Below are 18,434 nucleotides of genomic sequence, written 5' to 3'. Positions count from 1 at the left end.
CCGCCCGCCGCGCTCAACCGCCGCGCAACGCCCGTATGTTCACCTCAACTGCGCCGCATGCGCCCTCCCGCGCAGCGGGTTCGTGCTTCCACCAATTCTCGCCGTTCCGCCGCCCTTATCGCGTTCGCCACGCCCAAAACCCGACCGGCAGCTATCGGGAACGAAAGCGGACAGGCAGCAAGCGCCCACAATCGGACAATGGTCTACAGGTAAAACTCTCCCTCATCCCCTACCAATTCAGCGCTGAGATTGCGGGCCAACTCGCCGGCAACCATCCGCACGCGCGACGTCGCTTCATCGAAATCAGACGGTGCGTTAAAACTGACCGAGCCGTGTTCGGACCAGCGGAACACCGGCAACCACGCGTTCTGCTGTTCGTCATGTAATTCGGCGTCCGCATCATCGCGCTTTATGACAATGTTCTCGCCACTTACCGGATTCGAGGCTGTCACGTCGCTGCTTGCCAAACGAACGCCATCTAAAGCGCTCACTGCCGCGACCCACTCCCTCACCTCGATAGGCTCTCGATTGCCCGCCTTGTCATGCCGCACGATATGGATCGAATATGCCACCGCCACCTCCACGTCTTCGACGGGAACGTAGTTGAAGCCCCTTTTGCCGCAAAGGGCCAACGACAGCTACCCACCAATTTCGGCTGTTTGGGGCTGGCACGGAAAGAAGTGGTTATGGGTTCACGACCTAATGAGATTGTAAGCTGTCGTGGTCCGCCACCTTCGATGATCCGGTCAGAGAGCGTGATCCATTGCCCTCGCGGTATGCGCATCCAATGCTCATCGCCTCGATAATCGTGACTCAGTTCCGCCACCTTCTGACCGTCGCGCGTGACCTCAAACAGGTAATTCGAGAACGGCTCGTCGCTTTCACGTCCGGCATGTATCACTTCATAAGCGCTCATCGGCTCAGCTTAATTGATTGGCCGATGTCCGCAACTGAGTCCTTGGCTGGCCGGCTACTACCGGAGAGCAGTCACCGCCGAATAACACAACATTGGTGGTTAGCCGACAGGCAGCTTTCATGCCGGTGGAGCGGCAAGACGCCATTGCCACGTGCCTCAGATTGTGGATGTTCGCTTTATGGCAGCCGAACTTTGGATCGACCGAGACACGGGCAACATTCGCATCGGCGATCTTGCGTTGTTGGAACCCAATCAGACGAGAGGTTCGATCGAACCACAAGTCGCTGATTTTTTGGAAAGCTCGCGGGATCACGGCAACGGTTTTGAGTGGCTTTACCTTCGGGGTCTGACATTTGGCGGGCAGCCTGCGGGGCTTTCAATATGTTTCCATGACGGTCGTTTTGAGCAAGCGTCTTGGAACGTCCAGTTGCCAGATGCACCAACGGAAGGCGGTTGGCCCACACGGGAAGCTATTGACTGCGAGCTATTATTCGTTCGCGAAACCATGGCGCGGGACATGGATATCCATGGGAGCGAAATGCCATGGGGGGAAGTGTGGTCCAGCTTCGACGCGAAGGGCTTTATGGCAGCTAACGGGCTTCGCTACCGCCATTCATAGTGGCTGCAACTGGGGCGCTTGCCGCCAGTCTGTTTTTCGCCCGAAAGCTGCCGTTCGGGTTTCAGGCAAACCGACGCGGCGGCGATGATGCGAACGGCGTAAGCTGGTGGGAAGCGGTTAATACGCTTTTGGTTGAGAGTCGCGGAAAGCCGACAGGAGCAGAAGCTTCAACTGATCGTGATTTTATCGATCCGCGTCCCAACCGGAACGCCTCTAACTTTCTCTAAAAGTTGGGCCGCCATCCCCCAATACACTTCGAAATCGGCTATAACCAAGTTCGAAACTTCGTCTTCGCCCCCGAGATAAAGAGGTGTTCGATAGCCGACGCATTGATCGTAAAGAGGGGTCTCACCTCCTGCCACAAGCCATTTATTTAAAAAGCCGGTAGCGGCAACGGCATCGTGTTGCGTCATCAACTCCCCGGTGTGGAAGGTGCTTAAACCGGCAGGAATTTCAAGAGCTTCGCCCGTTCCGGGTTCGAGAAGTAAGATTTGCTGCTCCCCGCCAACGACGCGGGTTTCATCCGTCGCGAACTGGCAACCGAGCCAGCTTGAGCCGAAACAATTGATCCGCTTTGCGAAATTGGGAAACGCTGCGATGGCGAGAGTCGTATATTTCTCCACGTCCTCCGCGCGATGGAGCCGATATGCACCTTCCCAAAATACTCGCGGCGACGATGCACGCGCGTGATCCTGGGTGGTGGATTGCTTACTGGCATTCCTTTTGAGCCAATCGAACAAACGGCCTCTCCTCAAAATCAGTTTTGAGTTTTAGCGCATGCGGGAACGACCGCAATGAGCGGTCAATGTTACAGCCTGGAACGTCCCCTATTGGGCGGATGCGGCCGATCGTGCTCACGACCCAGAAGCGGACGACTGCGCCGTTCCTTCCTCCACTCCGATGCAGTTGTAGAAGGCGTCGAAGTCATGCGCGATGACATTGGCGCTGCCACCGCCTGCGGCCATGTCAATCGTGACGATGGGCCACGGTGCTCCGCTCCGAGTGTCGAACGCGATATACTCACCTCCGCCGTTACCGCCGATGATGAGAAAGCCCTGTAAGTCCGGTTGCCCGTGGTTGCGGCACTCGATTGTTTCCGCGACCACCCCTGCGCCATCCAAGCACAGATTATAGGGCTGATTTGGCAACGGACCTTCGCCACCGTTGCTGAACGCCAGCAGGTCAAGATACCCCTTGGGCAGGTCAGGAGGTGCAACCACCCGAAGCCGCAACAATTCTTCTGCCACCGCGCCATCCACAGCAAACCAGTCGCGTCCTTCGAGCATATCCGCTCCCTCCCATGTCAGTGCATGATCGTACGCTGTCGAGCACAACTCAATCAAAGTCCCGCACTGCTGCAAACCTGATACGCACGCCCCCTTTCGCCCATTTCAGCCACGTGGTCGGTGACATTCCGTAGACTCGCGCGAATGCCTTCGCCAGTCCCTGAGAGTTGTTGTAGTCTAGCGCCTTAGCGGCGCTCGCAATCGTATGATCGCCAGAGAGCAGCATCTCCTCTGCTTCGGCAACGCGATCGCGCGTCGATTTCTCAAGTTCCGTGGCGACTTTCCACTCGGTGGCGGAGGTCCCTACATCGCGGCGAAACGCCTTCGAGAACACGGTTCGGCTATTGTAGCCGCTCTCGCGCGCCGCGTCGCTAATTGACATCCCGCCTTCGAGAAGCGATTTCGCTACCTCTACGCGTTGCGTGGTTTTAGAGACGCGGGCGACGGTCAGAGTCCAGTTCGCGGTTTTGTCCCACGCGGCGCACCATTATCAAACCTTGTCGATCGCCTCTTCTCCCCGCCCTTTGCGGATGGCAGGATGCGGCGATGACGATCCCCTTCCACCGATCGATCCGCGCCCTTCCCGCGCTGATCGCCGCCGCGCTGCTGCTCGCCGGCTGCGACCGGCGAAGCGATGCCGGGCCGGTCATTGTCAGCGTGATCGGGGATAAGCCGCAACTCGCCGATCCGTCGCGCGGCGAGCGCGATCTTTCGGGCCGGTTGTTGCTCGACTCGACCGCGCAGGGGCTGGTCCGGTTCGACGCCACGGGTCAGATCGAACCTGGAATCGCCGAGCGCTGGATCGTCATCGACGACGGGATGAGTTATATCTTCCGCCTGCGCGAGGCGGAATGGAGCGATGGCCGCCCGGTCACCGCCGAGGATGTCGTGATCGTGTTGCGCCGCCAGATTCAACGCGGATCGCGCAATCCGTTGCTGCCGTTCCTGACCGCGATCGACGAGATCGTCGAGATGACCCCGGAAGTGATCGAGGTCCGGCTGAAGCGCCCCCGCCCCGACCTGCTCAAGCTCTTCGCCCAGCCCGAACTCGCCGTCTTCCGGACCCGTCCGCCCGGCGGGAGCGGGCCGTTCCGCATCACCGATGCGGGCAAACGTGATGTGACGCTACACCCCGCATTCGACCCGGCGCGATCGCCCGACGACGTGGTCGCCGAGCCCGGCCCCGCCGCAAATGTGCAATTGATCGGCGAGCGGGCGGCGCGCGCGATCCTCCGCTTCGCGGCACGCGATTCCGATCTGGTCAGCGGCGGCACGTTCATCGACTGGCCGATGCTCGCCCATGTCGATATCGCCCCGACGAATCGCCGGATCGATCCGGCAGCAGGGCTGTTCGGGCTGGCCGTGGTCAGCCGCGAGGGATTTCTCGGCGACGCGCGCAATCGCGCGGCGGTCGCGGCCGCGATCGACCGTGACGCGATCGTCTCCGCCTTCTCGGCCGACTGGACCGGCGCGACGCAATTGTTGCCCGAACAACTCGATTCCGCACGCCCGGCTGCGGCGCCCGACTGGGCCGCGCTGTCGATCGCCGATCGCTTTGCCTTGGCTCGGGCGCGGGTCGCCGAATGGCAGGCGGACAAGGCCGACCCGCCTCGGCTGCGCATCGCCGTACCGTCCGGCCCCGGCGCGACGATCCTCTACGGCATGATCGCGGCGAGCTTGCGCCGCGTCGGGATCGACCCGATCCGCGTCGCACTGGATGCCGATACCGAACTGCGGCTGATCGACGCGGTGGCGCCCTATGACAGCGCGCGGTGGTATCTGGGCACCGCCTGTGCGCCATGCGACGAAACTACGCTGGCGGCGATCGAAGCCGCGCGCGATGCGCCCAGCACGCCGTTACGCGCACGCTATCTGGCCGAGGCTGACGCGGCACTGGCGATCGATGGAGCGTTCATTCCGATCGCCCGTCCTTTGCGCTGGTCGCTGGTCGCGCTCAGGCTGCGGCAGTGGCAAGGGAACTCACGCGCGTGGCACCCGTTGAATCATCTGCGTAACGACACCAACTGAGATGACATGACCAACACAACCAGAATGCAATCCGATGCCGCCGCCAAGATCGCCGGAATGATCCCGATCGGCCGTGACGCCGCTGCGGTGCGCCAGCGCATCGAGGCGATGGAGCATCTGCTCGAGGGACTGTTCACCATTCCCGGCACCAATCGCAAGATCGGGCTCGACGTGATCCTCGACGTGATCCCGGTCGGCGGCGACCTGATCGGGTCGGCGATGGGCGCGTGGATGGTATGGGAAGCCCGCAATCTGGGCATGTCCAAGACCCAGATGGCGCGCATGTTCGGCAATGTCGGGGTCGATTTCCTGCTTGGACTGATCCCCGTGATAGGCATCATCCCCGACTTCCTGTTCCGCTCCAACACGCGCAACCTGAAAATCATAAAACGCCATCTCGACCGGCATCATCCTTCGACGGCGGTGATCAGCAATTGATTCACCGGGCGTTTAATTCGATCGTTTCGCGCTGAGCATGGATCGCTTGGCCAAGCCATATCATAACGTCTTATAGGATATCGGCGGCACGGCTTCCGTGCCGTTTGATGTCACATATCTCCCCAGGCCCGGCACGAACCAACGTCGTCCGCCTTATTTTAAGCCTATGAATTATAACGAATATATTCGTCCGCGCTGAAACCTCAGCCGAAGAAACGGGACATTATCGGTGTCCCATATCTCCCGCCGCTCGACCTCGCAGCGCGCCGCCGGAGTGATTCAACCAGCGCACCGGATGTGGTCCATAGCCCTTGCCGAACCGTGTACCCGCCCGCTCTTTCTTATTGTCGGAACGAGACCGCCACGTCGGCGAAAAGCCCCATGAACGATCAGGCATCCGACGGATGCGTCTGACAGGGAGCTTCATGCTCAAGCGTCTTCAGGGCGACTTGAGCACTTTACTGGACGAAATCGGCCGGCCGATGATGGGTATCCTGTCGGCCGCCGCGCCAGATCTTGAGTTTGGCGCGACCGGCCAGGCCGCCACTCCCTGCCCTGCAGCGCTCGTAACGATGACGCTTGTCGAGGCACAGCCAGACCTCGTCGAGCCAACCCTTGGTTCCGGTAACGCGGATCGCGTTGGCCGGAAGCCCGGGATTGGCCGTCGCGAGCGCCGAGGCGAAACGGGCTACGGTCAGCGGGCGGCGCGACAAGCCGTCCATATCGGGATAGCGCAGAGCGCCGAACAACCGGGTCGATCGTGCAAAATAGTCGACCGGTGTCGTGCCCATGCAGGTGCCGTGCTTGGACCATTCATGCTGGATCAGCTGGACCGAGGGCGTCGCGCAGAGCGCGCCGCGGATCACGGCGCGCGGGACGATCGCGGTGGCTTTGCAATATTGCGGCCATTGCTTGCCGATGCCGTCGGGCCAGAGGCCGTGCAGCGTGAAACCGAAGCGATTGCCCGACCCGCATTGGAGCCGTGCCGATGCTTCTCTGGCGTGGTCGCGGCAATATTGCGGTGCCCAGGTGATCGCGAGCGTATAACCGCCGATCGGGAGAACGCGGCTGGGCTCACGCTGCGACGGCAGATCCGGACGCGGATCGGCCATGGTGGCGGGAACCGAGCATTTATAGGCCTGTGCCTGCGCAACCGCCGGCACTGCGGCGAATGCATAGACGGCGAGCGCCTTCATCGCTCGTTTCATGTTCGGCTAGGCCCGGTCTCGCCGAACCAGACCTTGGTGTCAGGCCGGAACAGCAACGAGATCGCAAATGCCTGGAGTGCTGTGCTGACCAGCTGGAAAATGCCGCGCAGATTAAGCTCAAAGGCGCCGCGCAACACCGAGATGACGAGGAAGAACACCGCAAGCCCGATCAGCACCGTCGCGATCCATTTCGCGACCACGCTGCCTTGGCGCGCAACGAAGTACCAGAGCAGTAGCGTGATGCCGAAACTGATCGCAGTCGACAGCGGCAAGATCCAGGTACCGATGATCGCCTCCTGTGACGCAATCAGCTCCTTTGTCGTCGACCAGGACAGGATGGTGTTGACCACGCCGATGGCGAACGCCGCAAGATAGGCGCGTTCGAAATTCACGATCGATGCTGGCCGATCCATGATCTATTCCCCTTTTGTTCGACTCGGCACGTTAATCCACTTGCGGCGTCGCGCAACCGGAATTTGCGCCGCTGCGGCGCTAATTCAGCGCGGCGAAGTCGAGACCGATATCGGCGGCGGGCGCCGACTGGGTCAGGCGGCCGACGCTGACGTAAGTGACGCCGGTTTCGGCAATCGCGCGAATCGTATCGAGCCGCACACCGCCCGACGCCTCCGTCGGCACGCGACCGCCGACCAACGTCACCGCGCCGCGCAGCATCGGCGGCGCCATATTATCAAGCAGCAAGTGCGTCGCGCCGGCCGCGAGCGCCGGTTCGATCTGGTCGGTCGAATCGACCTCGACGATGATGCGTTCGATCCCCGCCGCCCTGGCCCGGCGCACAGCCTCGGCCACGCCGCCGGCGACCGCGACATGATTGTCCTTGATCATCGCCGCATCCCACAGGCCCATGCGGTGATTGGTCGCGCCACCCATGCGCGTCGCGTATTTCTCCAGCACGCGCAGGCCCGGGATGGTCTTGCGCGTGTCGAGCAGAATTGCACCGGTACCGAGGATCTTGTCGACATAGGCCCTGGTCATCGTCGCGATGCCCGACAAATGCTGCACGGTGTTGAGCGCCGATCGCTCGGCGGTGAGCATTGCCCGGCCATTGCCCTCGAGCCGCATCAGGTCGGTCCCCGCCGCGACTTTCTGCCCATCCTCGACCAGGCGTTCGATCTTCACCTCCGGGTCGAGCGTGCGGAAAAACGCCTCGGCGATCGGCAGGCCGGCCACGACGATCGCGTCACGGCTATCCATCACGCCGGTGAAACGCGCATCCGCCGGGATCACGGCGGACGACGTGATGTCGCCCGTCTCGCCCAGGTCCTCGGCCAGCGTCGAGGCGACGAACGCCCCGAGATCGAAACCGGTGAGATGAAAGGTCATGGGCGGCCTCCGGGAAGGGTGGAGCGTAAACACGGCCCATATCGGCGCGCCCGCGCTTAGGCCAGCGGCTTCGACCGAGACCGCGCATCGGCTAGTATTCCATGACGCCTGGATCCCCTCCCCGTTCGGGCTGATCCTTTCGAAGCCGCCATGCCATAAGCGCACCGCGCCTTTCGGTCCCTCACCGAAAAAGCGCGGTGCGAACTTTATCGGCTGGCCCAGGGCAAATGATGGGGGTGGATCACCGCGCCGCGAAGCGCTCTAAGACGAGTCATAAGATAATCGTCCAAGGGGATTTCCGAATGCGCCGCACTTTCGCCCTGCTGCTCGCCGCCGCCACATTGCTCATGTTGGCGCTCGCCGCCTCGTCGATCGCGGCGACGACCAAGGCCAGCGCCGAAACCAGCTTCGCCGCTTTGTCCAAGCGCTATGTCGCTGGCGTCGCCTTATTCTCCCCCGTCTATGGCACGCCGCTCGGCGACCATCGCTTCGACGACCGGATCGGCGATGTGTCGGCTGCGGCACGCGCGCGACGATTGGCGCATGACGGCGCGCTGCTCGCCGAGCTCGGCCGGATAGACCGCGCGACGCTAAACCGCGAAAGCCAGGTCGACGCGGCGTTGCTCGACAATGCGCTGCGCTACGATTTGTGGGATTTGCAGGTGCTGAAGAGCTGGCAATGGGACGCGCAAATCTACAACGACATCGCCGGCACCGCGCTTTACGGCCTGGCCGCGCGCGATTTCGCTCCCTGGCCCGCACGGCTCAAGGCGGCGACCGCACGGATGGAGGCAATGCCCGCTTTCTATGCCCAGGCGCGGGCCCAGCTGATCCCGGCGCGCGTGCCGGAAATCTATGCGACGACGGTTGCGAAGCAGAATAGCGGCGTGGTCGATATCGCCGAGAGCATGCTTGCGCCGCACGCCAGCGAGCTGAACGCGGCCGACCGCAAGCGCTTCGATGCCGCCCTGGTCACGCTGAAGGCGGCCGCTGCGGAACAGCAGAAATGGCTCGACACGGTGCTGGTGCCGCAGGCCAGGGGTGATTTCCGGCTTGGTGCCGCGCTCTACGATCAGAAGATGAAATACGCGCTGGTCTCGACGCTGACGCGGCAAGAGATCAAGGCGCGCGCGACCAGAGCGGCAAGCGACACCCGCGCCGAGATGTACGGGCTCGCCCGTCGGGTGCTGACCGGCACGCCGGGCACCCCCGCTTTGCCTGATCGGCCGACCGTGGAACAGCAACAGGTGGCGATCGAGGCAGCATTGGCGCGCAGCTATGCACAGCGCCCCGCCCGCACCGGTCTGATGGACAAGGCCAGGGCGACACTCGCCCAGGCGACGGATTTCGTGCGCGCCAAGAACCTCGTGACGATGCCCGACTCCCCGGTGAAGATCATCACCATGCCCAAATTCCAGCAAGGCGTCGCGGTCGCCTATTGCGACAGCCCGGGCGCACTCGAGCAGCAGCTCGACACCTTCTACGCGATCTCGCCGATCCCCGACGACTGGACCGATGCGCAGGCGACCAGCTTCCTGTCAGAATATAACGACTATATGATCCATGAACTGAGCATCCATGAAGCGATGCCGGGCCATTATCTACAGATCGCCCACGCGAACCAGAACAAGTCGGTGCTGCGCGCGGTGCTGTCGTCCGGGCCGTTCGTCGAAGGCTGGGCGGTCTATGCCGAGGGTATGATGGCCGATGCCAATTACATGGACGGCGACCCGCTGTTCAAACTGACCGTGCTCAAGATGCGGCTGCGCTCGATCACCAATTCACTGCTCGACATCGGCATCCAGACCGAGGGGATGACGCGCGACCAGGCGATGACGCTGATGACCAAAGGCGCGTTCCAGCAGGAGCGCGAAGCGGCCGGCAAATGGACGAGAGCGAGCTTGGGGTCGACTCAGCTGCTCAGTTATTTCACCGGCTATAGCGAACATATGGCGATGCGCGAGGAGGCGAAGCAGCGGCTCGGCGCGAAGTTCGACCTGAAGACCTATAACGACGCGGTACTGGCGCACGGATCGCCGCCGGCGCGGTTCGTGCGGCAGTTGATGTTCGACCTGCCGATCGGGTGAGTGCTTGACCCCAAAAATCGCTCTGACCGCGCCCGTCCCCGAAGGGAGGGCGCGGAGAACAAGTTATTCAATCCCCCGTCACCCTGACCGGCCCGAGATCGCCCATGCCGACCGTCCCGCTGGCCATCGCCAGCATCGCATCGAGACTCTTCTTGGCCTGCAAGCGCAGCCCTTCCTCGATCTCGACCCGCGGCTCCAGGTCGCGCAGCGCGAGGTAGAGTTTCTCCAGCGTGTTGAGCGCCATGTACGGGCAGATATTGCAGTTGCAGTTACCGTCCGCACCCGGCGCGCCGATGAAATTCTTCAGCGGCTCGGCCTTTTCCATCTGGTGGATGATGTGCGGCTCGGTCGCGACGATCAGCGTGTCGCCGGGCATGTCGCGGGCATAGGCCAGGATGCCGCTGGTCGACCCGACATAATCGGCGTGGTCGAGGATATAGGGCGGGCATTCGGGATGCGCGGCGACCGGCGCACCGGGGTGTTTCGCTTGCAGCTTGAGCAGCTCGGTTTCGCTGAACGCCTCGTGCACGATGCACACGCCGGGCCATAGTAGCATCTCGCGCCCGGTCTTGCGCGCGAGATAACCGCCGAGATTCTTGTCCGGGCCGAAGATGATCTTCTGATCGAGCGGAATCTGGCTGAGGATCTTTTCCGCCGAGGAGCTGGTAACGATCACGTCGCTCAGCGCCTTCACCTCGGTCGAGCAATTGATATAGGTCAGCGCGATGTGATCGGGATGCGCTTCGCGGAACGCCTTGAACTGGTCGGGCGGGCAGCTATCCTCCAGGCTGCATCCGGCATTCATGTCGGGCAGCACGACGATCTTGTCCGGCGACAGGATCTTGGCGGTCTCGGCCATGAAGCGCACGCCGCAAAAGGCGATCACATCGGCGTCGGTCGCCGCCGCCTTCTTCGACAGGTCGAGGCTGTCGCCGACAAAATCCGCCAGGTCCTGGATTTCCGGCTTCTGGTAATAATGCGCGAGGATGACGGCGTTGCGCTCCTTGCGCAGCCGGTCGATCTCGGCCCGGAGGTCGAGGCCGGTCAGGCTACCGCCAATGCCGCCCCGGCCATTCGATACGCGTGCGTCCATTTACCCATACTCCCGCAGATTACGGGTCTCATGTGGACGGTGCACGCCCCGTGATCAAGGGACCGGTCGGCGGCGGCGGGTAATCGAGCGGCGCCATCGCGGCGCCGGGGGTGCCTGCGGTCGCCACACGATACAGCGCGGCGCCGGCGGACGAATAGGGCAAGGACTCGATCACCAGCTGCAGGCCGACGATCGTGCCGATGCCCCATAACCAGGCGGGGTGGACGCGGCCGGTGCGGCGCAGATCGGCGGCGATGCCGATCAGCGGGAACAGCATGATCGCAATGAAGGTCACCTCATTCGCATAAGGCTTTAGCAACGGCATCGGCAGCAACCGGCCAAAGGCGGGGCCGAGCAGCAGGGCCATGCCGCAATAGTGCAGCCGCCGGTGCCACTCGGTCTGGCGCCGGAGCATGATCGCCGCCGTGGTCAGCCCGGCAAAGGTCAATATGCTCAGCGAATTGAAGACCAGGAACTGCGCCGGCAGGAAGAAGAACGGCGCCTGACCACGTCGCACCATCAGCACCGTGACCATGGTGCCGAGCACGACCATCGCCACCATCCAGACCGCGCCGATCCAGCCGAGCCGCCGGTGCAGCGCCATCGACCCGTTCGCGGCGAAGACGTTCTGCAGAAGATAGAGCACGACCCAGCCCATGAACACGACCGCATGGACATGAACGACCAGCGGCGAGGCGAAGCTCGACCGGCCCATCGCGAGTTGCAGCGAGAAACCGGCCACGATGATGCCGGCCATAACGAACGCCATGATCAGGAAAAGCCGGCTCTCGCGCGCCGCACCTCGCGTCGGTTCGCCTACGGATTGCGCTACTGTGGCCATGAATCACCCCCGCGACTCGAATTGCCCGGCGGGTTCTATCATCGGCGGTGCGGCGGTTCAAATTTGGCGCTGCAGCCCCCCGGGCGAAGGGTGAGGAGTGAAGCCACTCCGGCCCGTTTCCAACCAAACTGTCTCGCTTCCCCGGCGCAGGCCGGGGCCCAGGCGAGGAACGGACTTGGGCAGGGGCTGCGTGACGTAATTTCGACCATCGCGACTGGAGCCCCGGCCTGCGCCGGGGAAGCGGTTCCAATCGGAAAGCCGCCTAGCGCTGGTTGCCAAGCACCTCTTGCAACGAACGCGAACGGTCCATGTGCTCGCTCGGCCCGCGACGTTCGAACGGGAAGCTCACCACGACGCGCACATCGTCCATGCCGGTCGCCTTCAACGGTCCCGAAGCGATGTCGGTCAGGGCGCGGCGAGCATTTTCGCGTGCGACCGCGATATGCTCGGGCTTGATGCCCTCCTTCTGCGCGACGGTCTTCGCGTTGAGTGTTGCCCGACGCATCAGCTGGTCGGCGGCGTCGCGCGTGACGAACAGGCCGCGCGTGCGATCCGCGGTCTGCGCCGACCAGTCGATGTTAGGCGCGGCCGGAACGACATCGGGTGCCCGAATGGTCAGCGTGCGCCGCGCCGCATCCCATTCATAGGAATCCGCCGACAGCCGCGACATATCAACGAAATAGTCGATCGAGAACGGCGCCTTGATCACCTTGTCCGAGGTCAACATGCCGAAACCGCGCGTGTCCGAAGCCGATGCCTGAACCGTGCCGGACAGCGCACCCACCTTGATCGCATTGGCGCCGGAGAATTTGGCGCTGACGATCTTGGTGATTGCCGCACCGTCCTCCTCGCGGCTGATCGCATATTGCTCGGTGTACCGGTCCCACGCCATCCAGCCGCCGACCAGCGCGGCAATGATTACCGCGACGGCAAGAGCGATCTGGGCGATGCGTTTAGTGTCCATCGCTCAGCCCCCCGCGATCGACCAGGCGTCACCGGTCGCGACGACCAGGTCGCGGTCGCGCAAGTCGATCAGATGCGCCAGCACCGACCGCTCGGCGGCCGGAAACAGGCGGCGATCGATGCCGACATACATGCGCTCGACCATCGCCGGGATGGCGCGCGCTTCTTCGCGCAACAGGCGCAGGATCTGGCCCTCACGTTGCTTGCGATGGCCCATCATGCCGCGCACCAACCGCTGCGGATTGTCCACCGGGTCGCCATGCGCGGGATAATAGATCCGGTCGTCGCGCGGGATGAGCTTTTCGAGGCTTGCCATATACGCCGCCATATCACCATCGGGCGGCGAGACGATGCTGGTCGACCAGCCCATCACATGATCGCCGCTGAACAGCGCCTTGGTCTCGGGTAGCACGAAGCAGAGATGGTTCGAAGTATGGCCGGGCGTGGCGAGCGCGGTCAGCGTCCAGCCCTGCCCCGACACCGACTCCCCCTCGGCGAGCACACGATCGGGCGCATAATCATGATCGAACGAAGCGTCCGCGCCCACACCGCCTCGGGGCCCGCCATCGTCGAGCACCAGCGGCGCGCAGCCGATAACCGGCGCGCCGGTCGCGACCTTTAGCGGGCGCGAACCGGGACTATGGTCGCGATGGGTGTGGGTGACGACGATCGCGGTTACCGGCCGCCCGGCGATCGCCGCGATCAACGCGTCGATATGCTCTGGCGTATCGGGCCCGGGATCGATCACGGCGAGGTCGTTCGTACCGACCAGATGCACCTGGGTGCCGGTATTGGTGAACGCCGAAGGGTTGGGTGCGAGCAGCCGGGACACGAGCGGTTCCAGCATCTGCGCCACGCCGGTTTGTTGCTCGCCCATGCGGGTGAAATGGCCGCTGGAGCGCCTGAGCGCAAGGGCGCCGGCCCCGCTATGCGACGACCGGCGCGAGTGCTCCTCCCCTGAAGAGCCCGATTTTGGCTTCAGTCGACCTTGGCCATATCCTGTTCGACTTCGCGGATCGCCTCATCCATCGCTTTAAGCGCTTCGGCGCGATGCTCGCCGCTCAGGTCGCCATTCCTGGTCATGTTCTCGCGTGCGCTGCGCAATCCGCTCAGTGCCGATTGATACGCGTTGCGCTGGATTTCGCGGCTGTTCATCGCGACCGCCGCGCCTTCCCGGGCGACGCGCTCGATGCGGTTGCGGCAGATGATGATCTTGTGCTTGTCGCCATCATTCTTGTTGATGACCATTTCCCGGCGATCACCGCCTTCGCCGCAGTTGATCGACGAGACTTCGGGCATGTTCTTCAACGCCTCCATGCCTTCGAAGTCTTCGGTGTGAATCTTGCCGTCCCTGCCGCGCTTGACGATCTTGATACGCTTGATCTTCTTGCCGTCGAGGTCGGTGGTCGTCGTGGTGGTCACGTCGCGACTATCGTCATCATTCCATTCGGGTGCGGCAGGCGGTGCGGGTGGCACGGGCGCCGCTTCCACCTGCATCGATGCGGGCGCGACGGGGGGCGTGGGGGGTGTCGGCGGTGTCGGCGGTGCGATGTCGAAGTCGGCCAGATTCACACCGGTCGCGATCTCGACATTGTCGCGCATCGCAGCGGCTGCCTTGGTGCCGGAAGCGGTGAAGCCGAGGCCGGCGACGGTCAGCAGGGCCACCGCGGCGACGCCGCTTACCAGGCGAGTGCGCGATGTCTTGTTGGTGGTCAGCATCTTCAGTCTCCCTTTCAGATCGTTTATGGTGTGCAGGTGGCATGCGGCGGACACCGCCCCGCCATGCGCGGATTTAACGATGGCGCAGGCATAGGTGTGGCGTGCGATCGGGCTGAGCCCGGCAAGCACGCCGGCATCGTTGGCGATTTCCTGATCGGCGCGAAAGGCGCGGAACGCGCGCCAGGCGACGGGGTTGAACCAGTGCAGCGCGAGGATGAACAGCGCCGCCCAATTGGCGATCAGGTCGCCGCGCGCATGGTGGCCAAGCTCATGCGCCAGCGCGAGATCGCGTTCCTCGCGGTCGTAACGCTCGGTGAAATCGCGCGGAAAGGCGACATATTTACGCAGGACGCCAAACGCAAGCGGACCGGTCGCGGCATCGGTTTCGATCAAATGGATGCCGCCATCTATCTGTGAACCGCGCACCTGGCGGTCGAGGATGTTGCGGCAGAAACGGAGATGCGACAGCGCATGCCAGCCGAGAAATACCGCCGCGCCCGCCACCCAGAGCGTGACCAGCATAAGGCCAAGCGAAGGGTATTGGGTGGCGGGTGCGGCGGATCCCCCGCCGAGCGGCTCGAGCACATAGATGGTGATCGTCTCGCTCGCGCGGATCACTGGCGCGACTGCGATCTCGCGCCAGGATTCGGGTATCGGTGGCAATAACAGGCGCAGTGCGGGCAGCGCCCACAGCGCATAGGCGACATCGGGGCCGAAGGCGCGGCGGACCGGCCCGCGCAGCGCGAGCACCGCGACCATCAGGATGGTCGACGCGATCAGCGCTTCGAGCGCCCAGCCAGCGAGAATCGAGGCGCTCATGCCTTCAATCCCTTCAGCAGCGCCTCGATCTCGGCGATGTCGGTTGCGGTCAGCTCGTCACGCTCGGCAAGGTGCGCGACCAGCGGGGTCAGCTTGCCCCCGAACAGCCGGTCCATCAGCTTGCGCGATTCACCCGCGACATAATCGCCGCGCGCGACGAGCGGGCGGTAAAGGTAACGCCGGCCGTCCTCCTCGTGCCCGATGATGTTCTTGGCGAGCAATCGGCCGAGTAGTGTCTTGACCGTGTTCGCCGACCAGTCGCGGTCAGCGGGAATGCGTTCGGACACGTCCTGGGCAGTCAGCGGAGCCTCATCCCAGAGGACTTCCATCACCGCGTGTTCAGCGTCGCTTATCCGTTCGGCCATATCGAATCGCTCCCGTACTGACTACGTCCGTAATCGTCGCGATTACATCCGTAGTCAATTGCCTGAACGCCAGGTGAATGGAATAGCGGAACGCATTATCCTTCGGCGTTCGTTTCGAGCGAACGGGGGTTGAAACCAGGCCCCCCAACGTCGAAGCTGCCGAAAAATCAGGAGGGGTTCAAATGCCGCAGTTCACCACCATCGCCACTGGCCTGCGCTTCCCCGAGGGGCCGGTCGCCATGCCTGATGGCAGCATCATTCTGGTCGAGATCGCGGCGGGCCGGATCACGTGGGTGAAGGCCGACGGGGCGATTGAGACGGTCGCCGAACCCGGCGGCGGCCCCAACGGACTGGCGCTTGGCCCAGACGGCAAGCTCTATTGCTGTAACAATGGCGGCTTCAATTATATCGAGCACCCAAGCGGCCTGCTGATTCCGCACGGCCAGCCCGATGATTATTCGGGCGGGCGGATCGAACGCATCGACCTTGCGACCGGCGCGGTGGAGATTCTCTATAAGGACGGGGATTTCGGCTGCGTGCTGCGTGGACCAAACGACATCGTGTTCGACGCGCATGGCGGCTTCTGGTTCACCGATCACGGCAAAACCCGCGCACGCGAGCGCGACATCACCGGCATCTTCTATGCTAAGGCGGATGGCAGCCATCTGGAGGAGGTAATCTTCCCGAGCGAGAACCCCAACGGCATCGGCCTCTCGCCCGACGGCAACACGCTTTACGCGGCGGAAACCTACACCTGCCGGCTAATGGCGTTCCCGATCGTCGCACCCGGCAAGGTCGATCGAGATGCCGGACCGGGCGGCGCGGGCATCCCGCTCTACCGGCCCGCCGGGTTTAAATTCTTCGACTCGCTCGGCATGGAGGAAAACGGCAACATCTGCGTGGCGACGATCGGCGAAAGCGGCATCTCGGTCATCTCACCGGCGGGCGAGCTGGTCGAGTTCATCGCTACGCCCGATCCCTTCACCACCAATATCTGCTGGGGAGGCCCCGACCTTCGCACCGCGTACATCACATTGTCAGGGAGCGGACGGCTGATATCCATGCCATGGCCGCGGCCGGGACTTGCCCTCAACCATTAAGGCAACGCACGTGCGATCACATCGCGAAGGTCATCTCGTCAAGAATATCGGCTGGCTGCGCGCGGCGGTGCTCGGCGCGAATGACGGGATCGTCTCGACCGCCAGCCTGATCGTCGGTGTGGCGGCTGCGCAGACGTCGCAGTCGTCGATCCTGCTGACCGGAGTCGCGGGCCTGGTGGCGGGTGCGATGTCGATGGCGGCGGGTGAATATGTCTCGGTCAGTTCGCAATCCGACACCGAAAATGCCGACCGTGCGCGCGAGCAATCCGAGCTATCCGAAGAGCCCGAGGCCGAACGGCGCGAACTGGCCGCGATCTACCGGCATCGCGGGCTCGACGCCGCGCTCGCGCTGCAGGTCGCGGATCAACTGATGGCGAAGGACGCGCTCGGCGCGCATATGCGCGATGAACTGGGCATCACCGACGATCTCGCCGCGCGCCCCGTCCAAGCGGCGCTCGCTTCGGCGGCGAGTTTTGCGGCGGGCGCTATCCTGCCGGTTCTGTTGGTGTTGCTGTTCAGCGGCGAAGCCCTGATCGAGGCGGTGGTCGCCGCTTCCCTGGTCCTGCTCACCGCGCTGGGGGCGGTCGGCGCGCGAGTCGGCGGCGCGAACCAATGGCGAGGCGCTTTTCGCGTGACCTTTTGGGGAGCCCTGGCGATGGCGGCGACTGCGGGGATCGGCGCGCTGTTCGCGGCGAATGTCTGAAACATGGACGTCGAAGTCTGCCGCGCTCCTTGTCATTGATGACGCGCGGCAGCTTCGGGAACGGTCGACTCATAGCGCCGACCAGCATTATCCCCGACGTTGACCAGCGCCAGCCTGCACGCCTATGCGCTCCGCATCCACAGCCCCGGAGATTGCCCGTGAAGAAGCTTTATCCCGACGCCGCCGCCGCGCTCGAAGGATTGCTCCATGATGGCATGATGATCTGCGCCGGCGGGTTTGGCCTGTGCGGCATCCCCGAACGGTTGATCGATGCGATCCAGGCGGCGGGCATCGGGGACCTGACCATCGCCAGCAACAATGCCGGGATCGACGGCGAAGGCCTGGGCAAGCTGCTCCGCACGCGCCAGGTCAAAAAAATGATCTCCTCCTATGTCGGTGAGAACAAGGAGTTCGAGCGGCAATATCTGAGCGGCGAGCTTGAAGTCGAATTCTGCCCGCAAGGCACGCTCGCCGAACGCTGCCGCGCGGGCGGCGCGGGCATTCCCGGTTTCTACACCAAGACCGGCGTCGGCACTTTGGTCGCCAAGGGCAAGGAAGTGAAGAATTTCGACGGTGAGGATTATATCCTAGAACGCGGCATCCGCGCCGATCTGGCGATCATCAAGGGTTGGAAAGCGGATGAGAGCGGCAATTTGATCTTCCGCAAGACCGCGCGCAATTTCAACGCGCCGATGGCGACTGCGGGAAAGATCTGCGTCGCGGAAGTCGAGGAAGTGGTGCCGGTTGGCAGCCTCGATCCCGACGCGATCCATTTGCCCGGCATCTATGTGAACCGCATGATCATCGGCGCGCCGTACGACAAGAAGATCGAGTTCCGCACAGTGCGCGAGCGCGTCGAGGCGTGATCCTATTTAACCCCATCCGTTCGTTTCGAGCGAAGTCGAGAA

The 18,434-nt window shown here is 63.3% G+C and carries 20 protein-coding genes; 7 read left to right on the top strand and 13 right to left on the bottom strand.

Annotated features, from left to right (window positions below; translation table 11 throughout):
* Positions 1-203: 203 nt before the first annotated feature.
* The gene (locus ACVWZA_RS17485) at positions 204-572 is read right to left on the bottom strand and encodes a hypothetical protein (RefSeq protein ID WP_457312589.1); all 369 of its coding nucleotides are present in this window, start codon (positions 570-572) and stop codon (positions 204-206) included.
* Between the two features lie 522 nt (positions 573-1,094).
* Here ACVWZA_RS17485 and ACVWZA_RS17480 point away from each other — a divergent pair.
* Positions 1,095-1,535 carry a hypothetical protein gene (locus ACVWZA_RS17480; protein WP_457312587.1) on the top strand — a complete coding sequence of 147 codons (441 nt, stop codon included), beginning with the start codon at positions 1,095-1,097 and terminating at the stop codon, positions 1,533-1,535.
* A 167-nt stretch (positions 1,536-1,702) separates the two neighbouring features.
* Here the strand turns inward: ACVWZA_RS17480 and ACVWZA_RS17475 are convergent, their stop codons facing one another.
* The 3 genes from ACVWZA_RS17475 to ACVWZA_RS17465 form a co-directional block, all read right to left on the bottom strand.
* Positions 1,703-2,275 carry a T6SS immunity protein Tdi1 domain-containing protein gene (locus ACVWZA_RS17475; protein ID WP_457312585.1) on the bottom strand — a complete coding sequence of 191 codons (573 nt, stop codon included), beginning with the start codon at positions 2,273-2,275 and terminating at the stop codon, positions 1,703-1,705.
* Positions 2,276-2,389: 114 nt separating this feature from the next.
* Positions 2,390-2,821: an SMI1/KNR4 family protein gene (locus ACVWZA_RS17470; protein WP_457312583.1), complete on the bottom strand. Its 432-nt coding sequence runs from the start codon at positions 2,819-2,821 to the stop codon at positions 2,390-2,392.
* 49 nt (positions 2,822-2,870) lie between these two features.
* Positions 2,871-3,272, bottom strand: coding sequence for a helix-turn-helix domain-containing protein (locus ACVWZA_RS17465; protein ID WP_457312593.1), 402 nt, complete (start codon positions 3,270-3,272; stop codon positions 2,871-2,873).
* 95 nt (positions 3,273-3,367) lie between these two features.
* On the opposite strand from ACVWZA_RS17465, the gene ACVWZA_RS17460 reads away from it, so the two are divergent.
* Together ACVWZA_RS17460 and ACVWZA_RS17455 are read left to right on the top strand one after the other, a co-directional pair.
* The gene (locus ACVWZA_RS17460; RefSeq protein WP_457312581.1) at positions 3,368-4,849 is read left to right on the top strand and encodes an ABC transporter substrate-binding protein; all 1,482 of its coding nucleotides are present in this window, start codon (positions 3,368-3,370) and stop codon (positions 4,847-4,849) included.
* Between the two features lie 6 nt (positions 4,850-4,855).
* Positions 4,856-5,287, top strand: coding sequence for a DUF4112 domain-containing protein (locus ACVWZA_RS17455; RefSeq protein WP_457312579.1), 432 nt, complete (start codon positions 4,856-4,858; stop codon positions 5,285-5,287).
* A 458-nt stretch (positions 5,288-5,745) separates the two neighbouring features.
* Here ACVWZA_RS17455 and ACVWZA_RS17450 read toward each other — a convergent pair whose 3' ends face one another.
* The 3 genes from ACVWZA_RS17450 to nadC all read right to left on the bottom strand — a co-directional run bounded on the left by ACVWZA_RS17450 (position 5,746) and on the right by nadC (position 7,836).
* On the bottom strand, positions 5,746-6,495 hold the full coding sequence (locus ACVWZA_RS17450; protein ID WP_457312577.1) for a ribonuclease T2 family protein: 750 nt from the start codon (positions 6,493-6,495) through the stop codon (positions 5,746-5,748).
* Positions 6,492-6,908, bottom strand: coding sequence for a hypothetical protein (locus ACVWZA_RS17445; RefSeq protein WP_457312575.1), 417 nt, complete (start codon positions 6,906-6,908; stop codon positions 6,492-6,494). The genes ACVWZA_RS17450 and ACVWZA_RS17445 overlap by 4 nt, the downstream gene beginning before the upstream one ends.
* Before the next feature lie 79 nt (positions 6,909-6,987).
* Positions 6,988-7,836 (bottom strand): carboxylating nicotinate-nucleotide diphosphorylase, encoded by an 849-nt coding sequence (nadC, locus tag ACVWZA_RS17440; RefSeq protein ID WP_457312573.1) that lies wholly within the window; start codon positions 7,834-7,836, stop codon positions 6,988-6,990.
* Positions 7,837-8,138: 302 nt separating this feature from the next.
* Between nadC and ACVWZA_RS17435 the strand changes: the two genes are divergently transcribed.
* On the top strand, positions 8,139-9,923 hold the full coding sequence (locus ACVWZA_RS17435) for a DUF885 domain-containing protein (protein WP_457312571.1): 1,785 nt from the start codon (positions 8,139-8,141) through the stop codon (positions 9,921-9,923).
* Between the two features lie 67 nt (positions 9,924-9,990).
* On the opposite strand, the gene nadA is transcribed toward ACVWZA_RS17435, so the two are convergent.
* The 6 genes from nadA to ACVWZA_RS17405 form a co-directional block, all read right to left on the bottom strand.
* Positions 9,991-11,016, bottom strand: a complete 1,026-nt coding sequence (nadA, locus tag ACVWZA_RS17430; protein WP_457312569.1) for a quinolinate synthase NadA — start codon at positions 11,014-11,016, stop codon at positions 9,991-9,993.
* 28 nt (positions 11,017-11,044) lie between these two features.
* The gene (locus ACVWZA_RS17425) at positions 11,045-11,857 is read right to left on the bottom strand and encodes a hypothetical protein (protein WP_457312567.1); all 813 of its coding nucleotides are present in this window, start codon (positions 11,855-11,857) and stop codon (positions 11,045-11,047) included.
* A gap of 262 nt (positions 11,858-12,119) precedes the next feature.
* Entirely contained in the window at positions 12,120-12,821 is a 702-nt protein-coding gene (locus ACVWZA_RS17420; RefSeq protein WP_457312565.1) for a DUF4230 domain-containing protein, read from the bottom strand.
* 3 nt (positions 12,822-12,824) lie between these two features.
* Positions 12,825-13,697, bottom strand: a complete 873-nt coding sequence (locus ACVWZA_RS17415; protein WP_457312563.1) for an MBL fold metallo-hydrolase — start codon at positions 13,695-13,697, stop codon at positions 12,825-12,827.
* A gap of 101 nt (positions 13,698-13,798) precedes the next feature.
* Positions 13,799-15,358 carry a M56 family metallopeptidase gene (locus ACVWZA_RS17410; protein ID WP_457312561.1) on the bottom strand — a complete coding sequence of 520 codons (1,560 nt, stop codon included), beginning with the start codon at positions 15,356-15,358 and terminating at the stop codon, positions 13,799-13,801.
* Positions 15,355-15,723: a BlaI/MecI/CopY family transcriptional regulator gene (locus tag ACVWZA_RS17405; protein WP_457312559.1), complete on the bottom strand. Its 369-nt coding sequence runs from the start codon at positions 15,721-15,723 to the stop codon at positions 15,355-15,357. Before ACVWZA_RS17405 ends, ACVWZA_RS17410 begins: the two co-directional genes overlap by 4 nt.
* A gap of 182 nt (positions 15,724-15,905) precedes the next feature.
* On the opposite strand from ACVWZA_RS17405, the gene ACVWZA_RS17400 reads away from it, so the two are divergent.
* The 3 genes from ACVWZA_RS17400 (at position 15,906) to ACVWZA_RS17390 (ending at position 18,392) form a co-directional block, all read left to right on the top strand.
* Positions 15,906-16,823, top strand: a complete 918-nt coding sequence (locus ACVWZA_RS17400) for an SMP-30/gluconolactonase/LRE family protein (RefSeq protein WP_457312557.1) — start codon at positions 15,906-15,908, stop codon at positions 16,821-16,823.
* 10 nt (positions 16,824-16,833) lie between these two features.
* A complete protein-coding gene (locus ACVWZA_RS17395; protein ID WP_457312555.1) occupies positions 16,834-17,526 on the top strand; it encodes a VIT1/CCC1 transporter family protein in 693 nt (230 codons plus the stop codon).
* A gap of 158 nt (positions 17,527-17,684) precedes the next feature.
* Positions 17,685-18,392, top strand: a complete 708-nt coding sequence (locus tag ACVWZA_RS17390; protein WP_457312553.1) for a CoA transferase subunit A — start codon at positions 17,685-17,687, stop codon at positions 18,390-18,392.
* Positions 18,393-18,434 lie beyond the last annotated feature (42 nt).

The sequence above is a fragment of the Sphingomonas sp. UYAg733 genome, from assembly GCF_054057355.1.
The sequence above is the reverse complement of the archived record's forward strand: the minus strand, read 5'-3'. Positions and strand labels throughout refer to the sequence as shown.

Coding starts and splice junctions, on each gene's coding strand:
- ACVWZA_RS17480 (WP_457312587.1), top strand. CDS start 1,095: ATGGCAGCCGAACTTTGGATCGACCGAGACACGGGCAACATTCGCATC.
- ACVWZA_RS17470 (WP_457312583.1), bottom strand. CDS start 2,821: ATGCTCGAAGGACGCGACTGGTTTGCTGTGGATGGCGCGGTGGCAGAA.
- ACVWZA_RS17460 (WP_457312581.1), top strand. CDS start 3,368: ATGACGATCCCCTTCCACCGATCGATCCGCGCCCTTCCCGCGCTGATC.
- ACVWZA_RS17455 (WP_457312579.1), top strand. CDS start 4,856: ATGACCAACACAACCAGAATGCAATCCGATGCCGCCGCCAAGATCGCC.
- ACVWZA_RS17450 (WP_457312577.1), bottom strand. CDS start 6,495: ATGAAACGAGCGATGAAGGCGCTCGCCGTCTATGCATTCGCCGCAGTG.
- ACVWZA_RS17445 (WP_457312575.1), bottom strand. CDS start 6,908: ATGGATCGGCCAGCATCGATCGTGAATTTCGAACGCGCCTATCTTGCG.
- nadC (WP_457312573.1), bottom strand. CDS start 7,836: ATGACCTTTCATCTCACCGGTTTCGATCTCGGGGCGTTCGTCGCCTCG.
- ACVWZA_RS17435 (WP_457312571.1), top strand. CDS start 8,139: ATGCGCCGCACTTTCGCCCTGCTGCTCGCCGCCGCCACATTGCTCATG.
- nadA (WP_457312569.1), bottom strand. CDS start 11,016: ATGGACGCACGCGTATCGAATGGCCGGGGCGGCATTGGCGGTAGCCTG.
- ACVWZA_RS17425 (WP_457312567.1), bottom strand. CDS start 11,857: ATGGCCACAGTAGCGCAATCCGTAGGCGAACCGACGCGAGGTGCGGCG.
- ACVWZA_RS17420 (WP_457312565.1), bottom strand. CDS start 12,821: ATGGACACTAAACGCATCGCCCAGATCGCTCTTGCCGTCGCGGTAATC.
- ACVWZA_RS17415 (WP_457312563.1), bottom strand. CDS start 13,697: ATGGGCGAGCAACAAACCGGCGTGGCGCAGATGCTGGAACCGCTCGTG.
- ACVWZA_RS17410 (WP_457312561.1), bottom strand. CDS start 15,358: ATGAGCGCCTCGATTCTCGCTGGCTGGGCGCTCGAAGCGCTGATCGCG.
- ACVWZA_RS17405 (WP_457312559.1), bottom strand. CDS start 15,723: ATGGCCGAACGGATAAGCGACGCTGAACACGCGGTGATGGAAGTCCTC.
- ACVWZA_RS17400 (WP_457312557.1), top strand. CDS start 15,906: ATGCCGCAGTTCACCACCATCGCCACTGGCCTGCGCTTCCCCGAGGGG.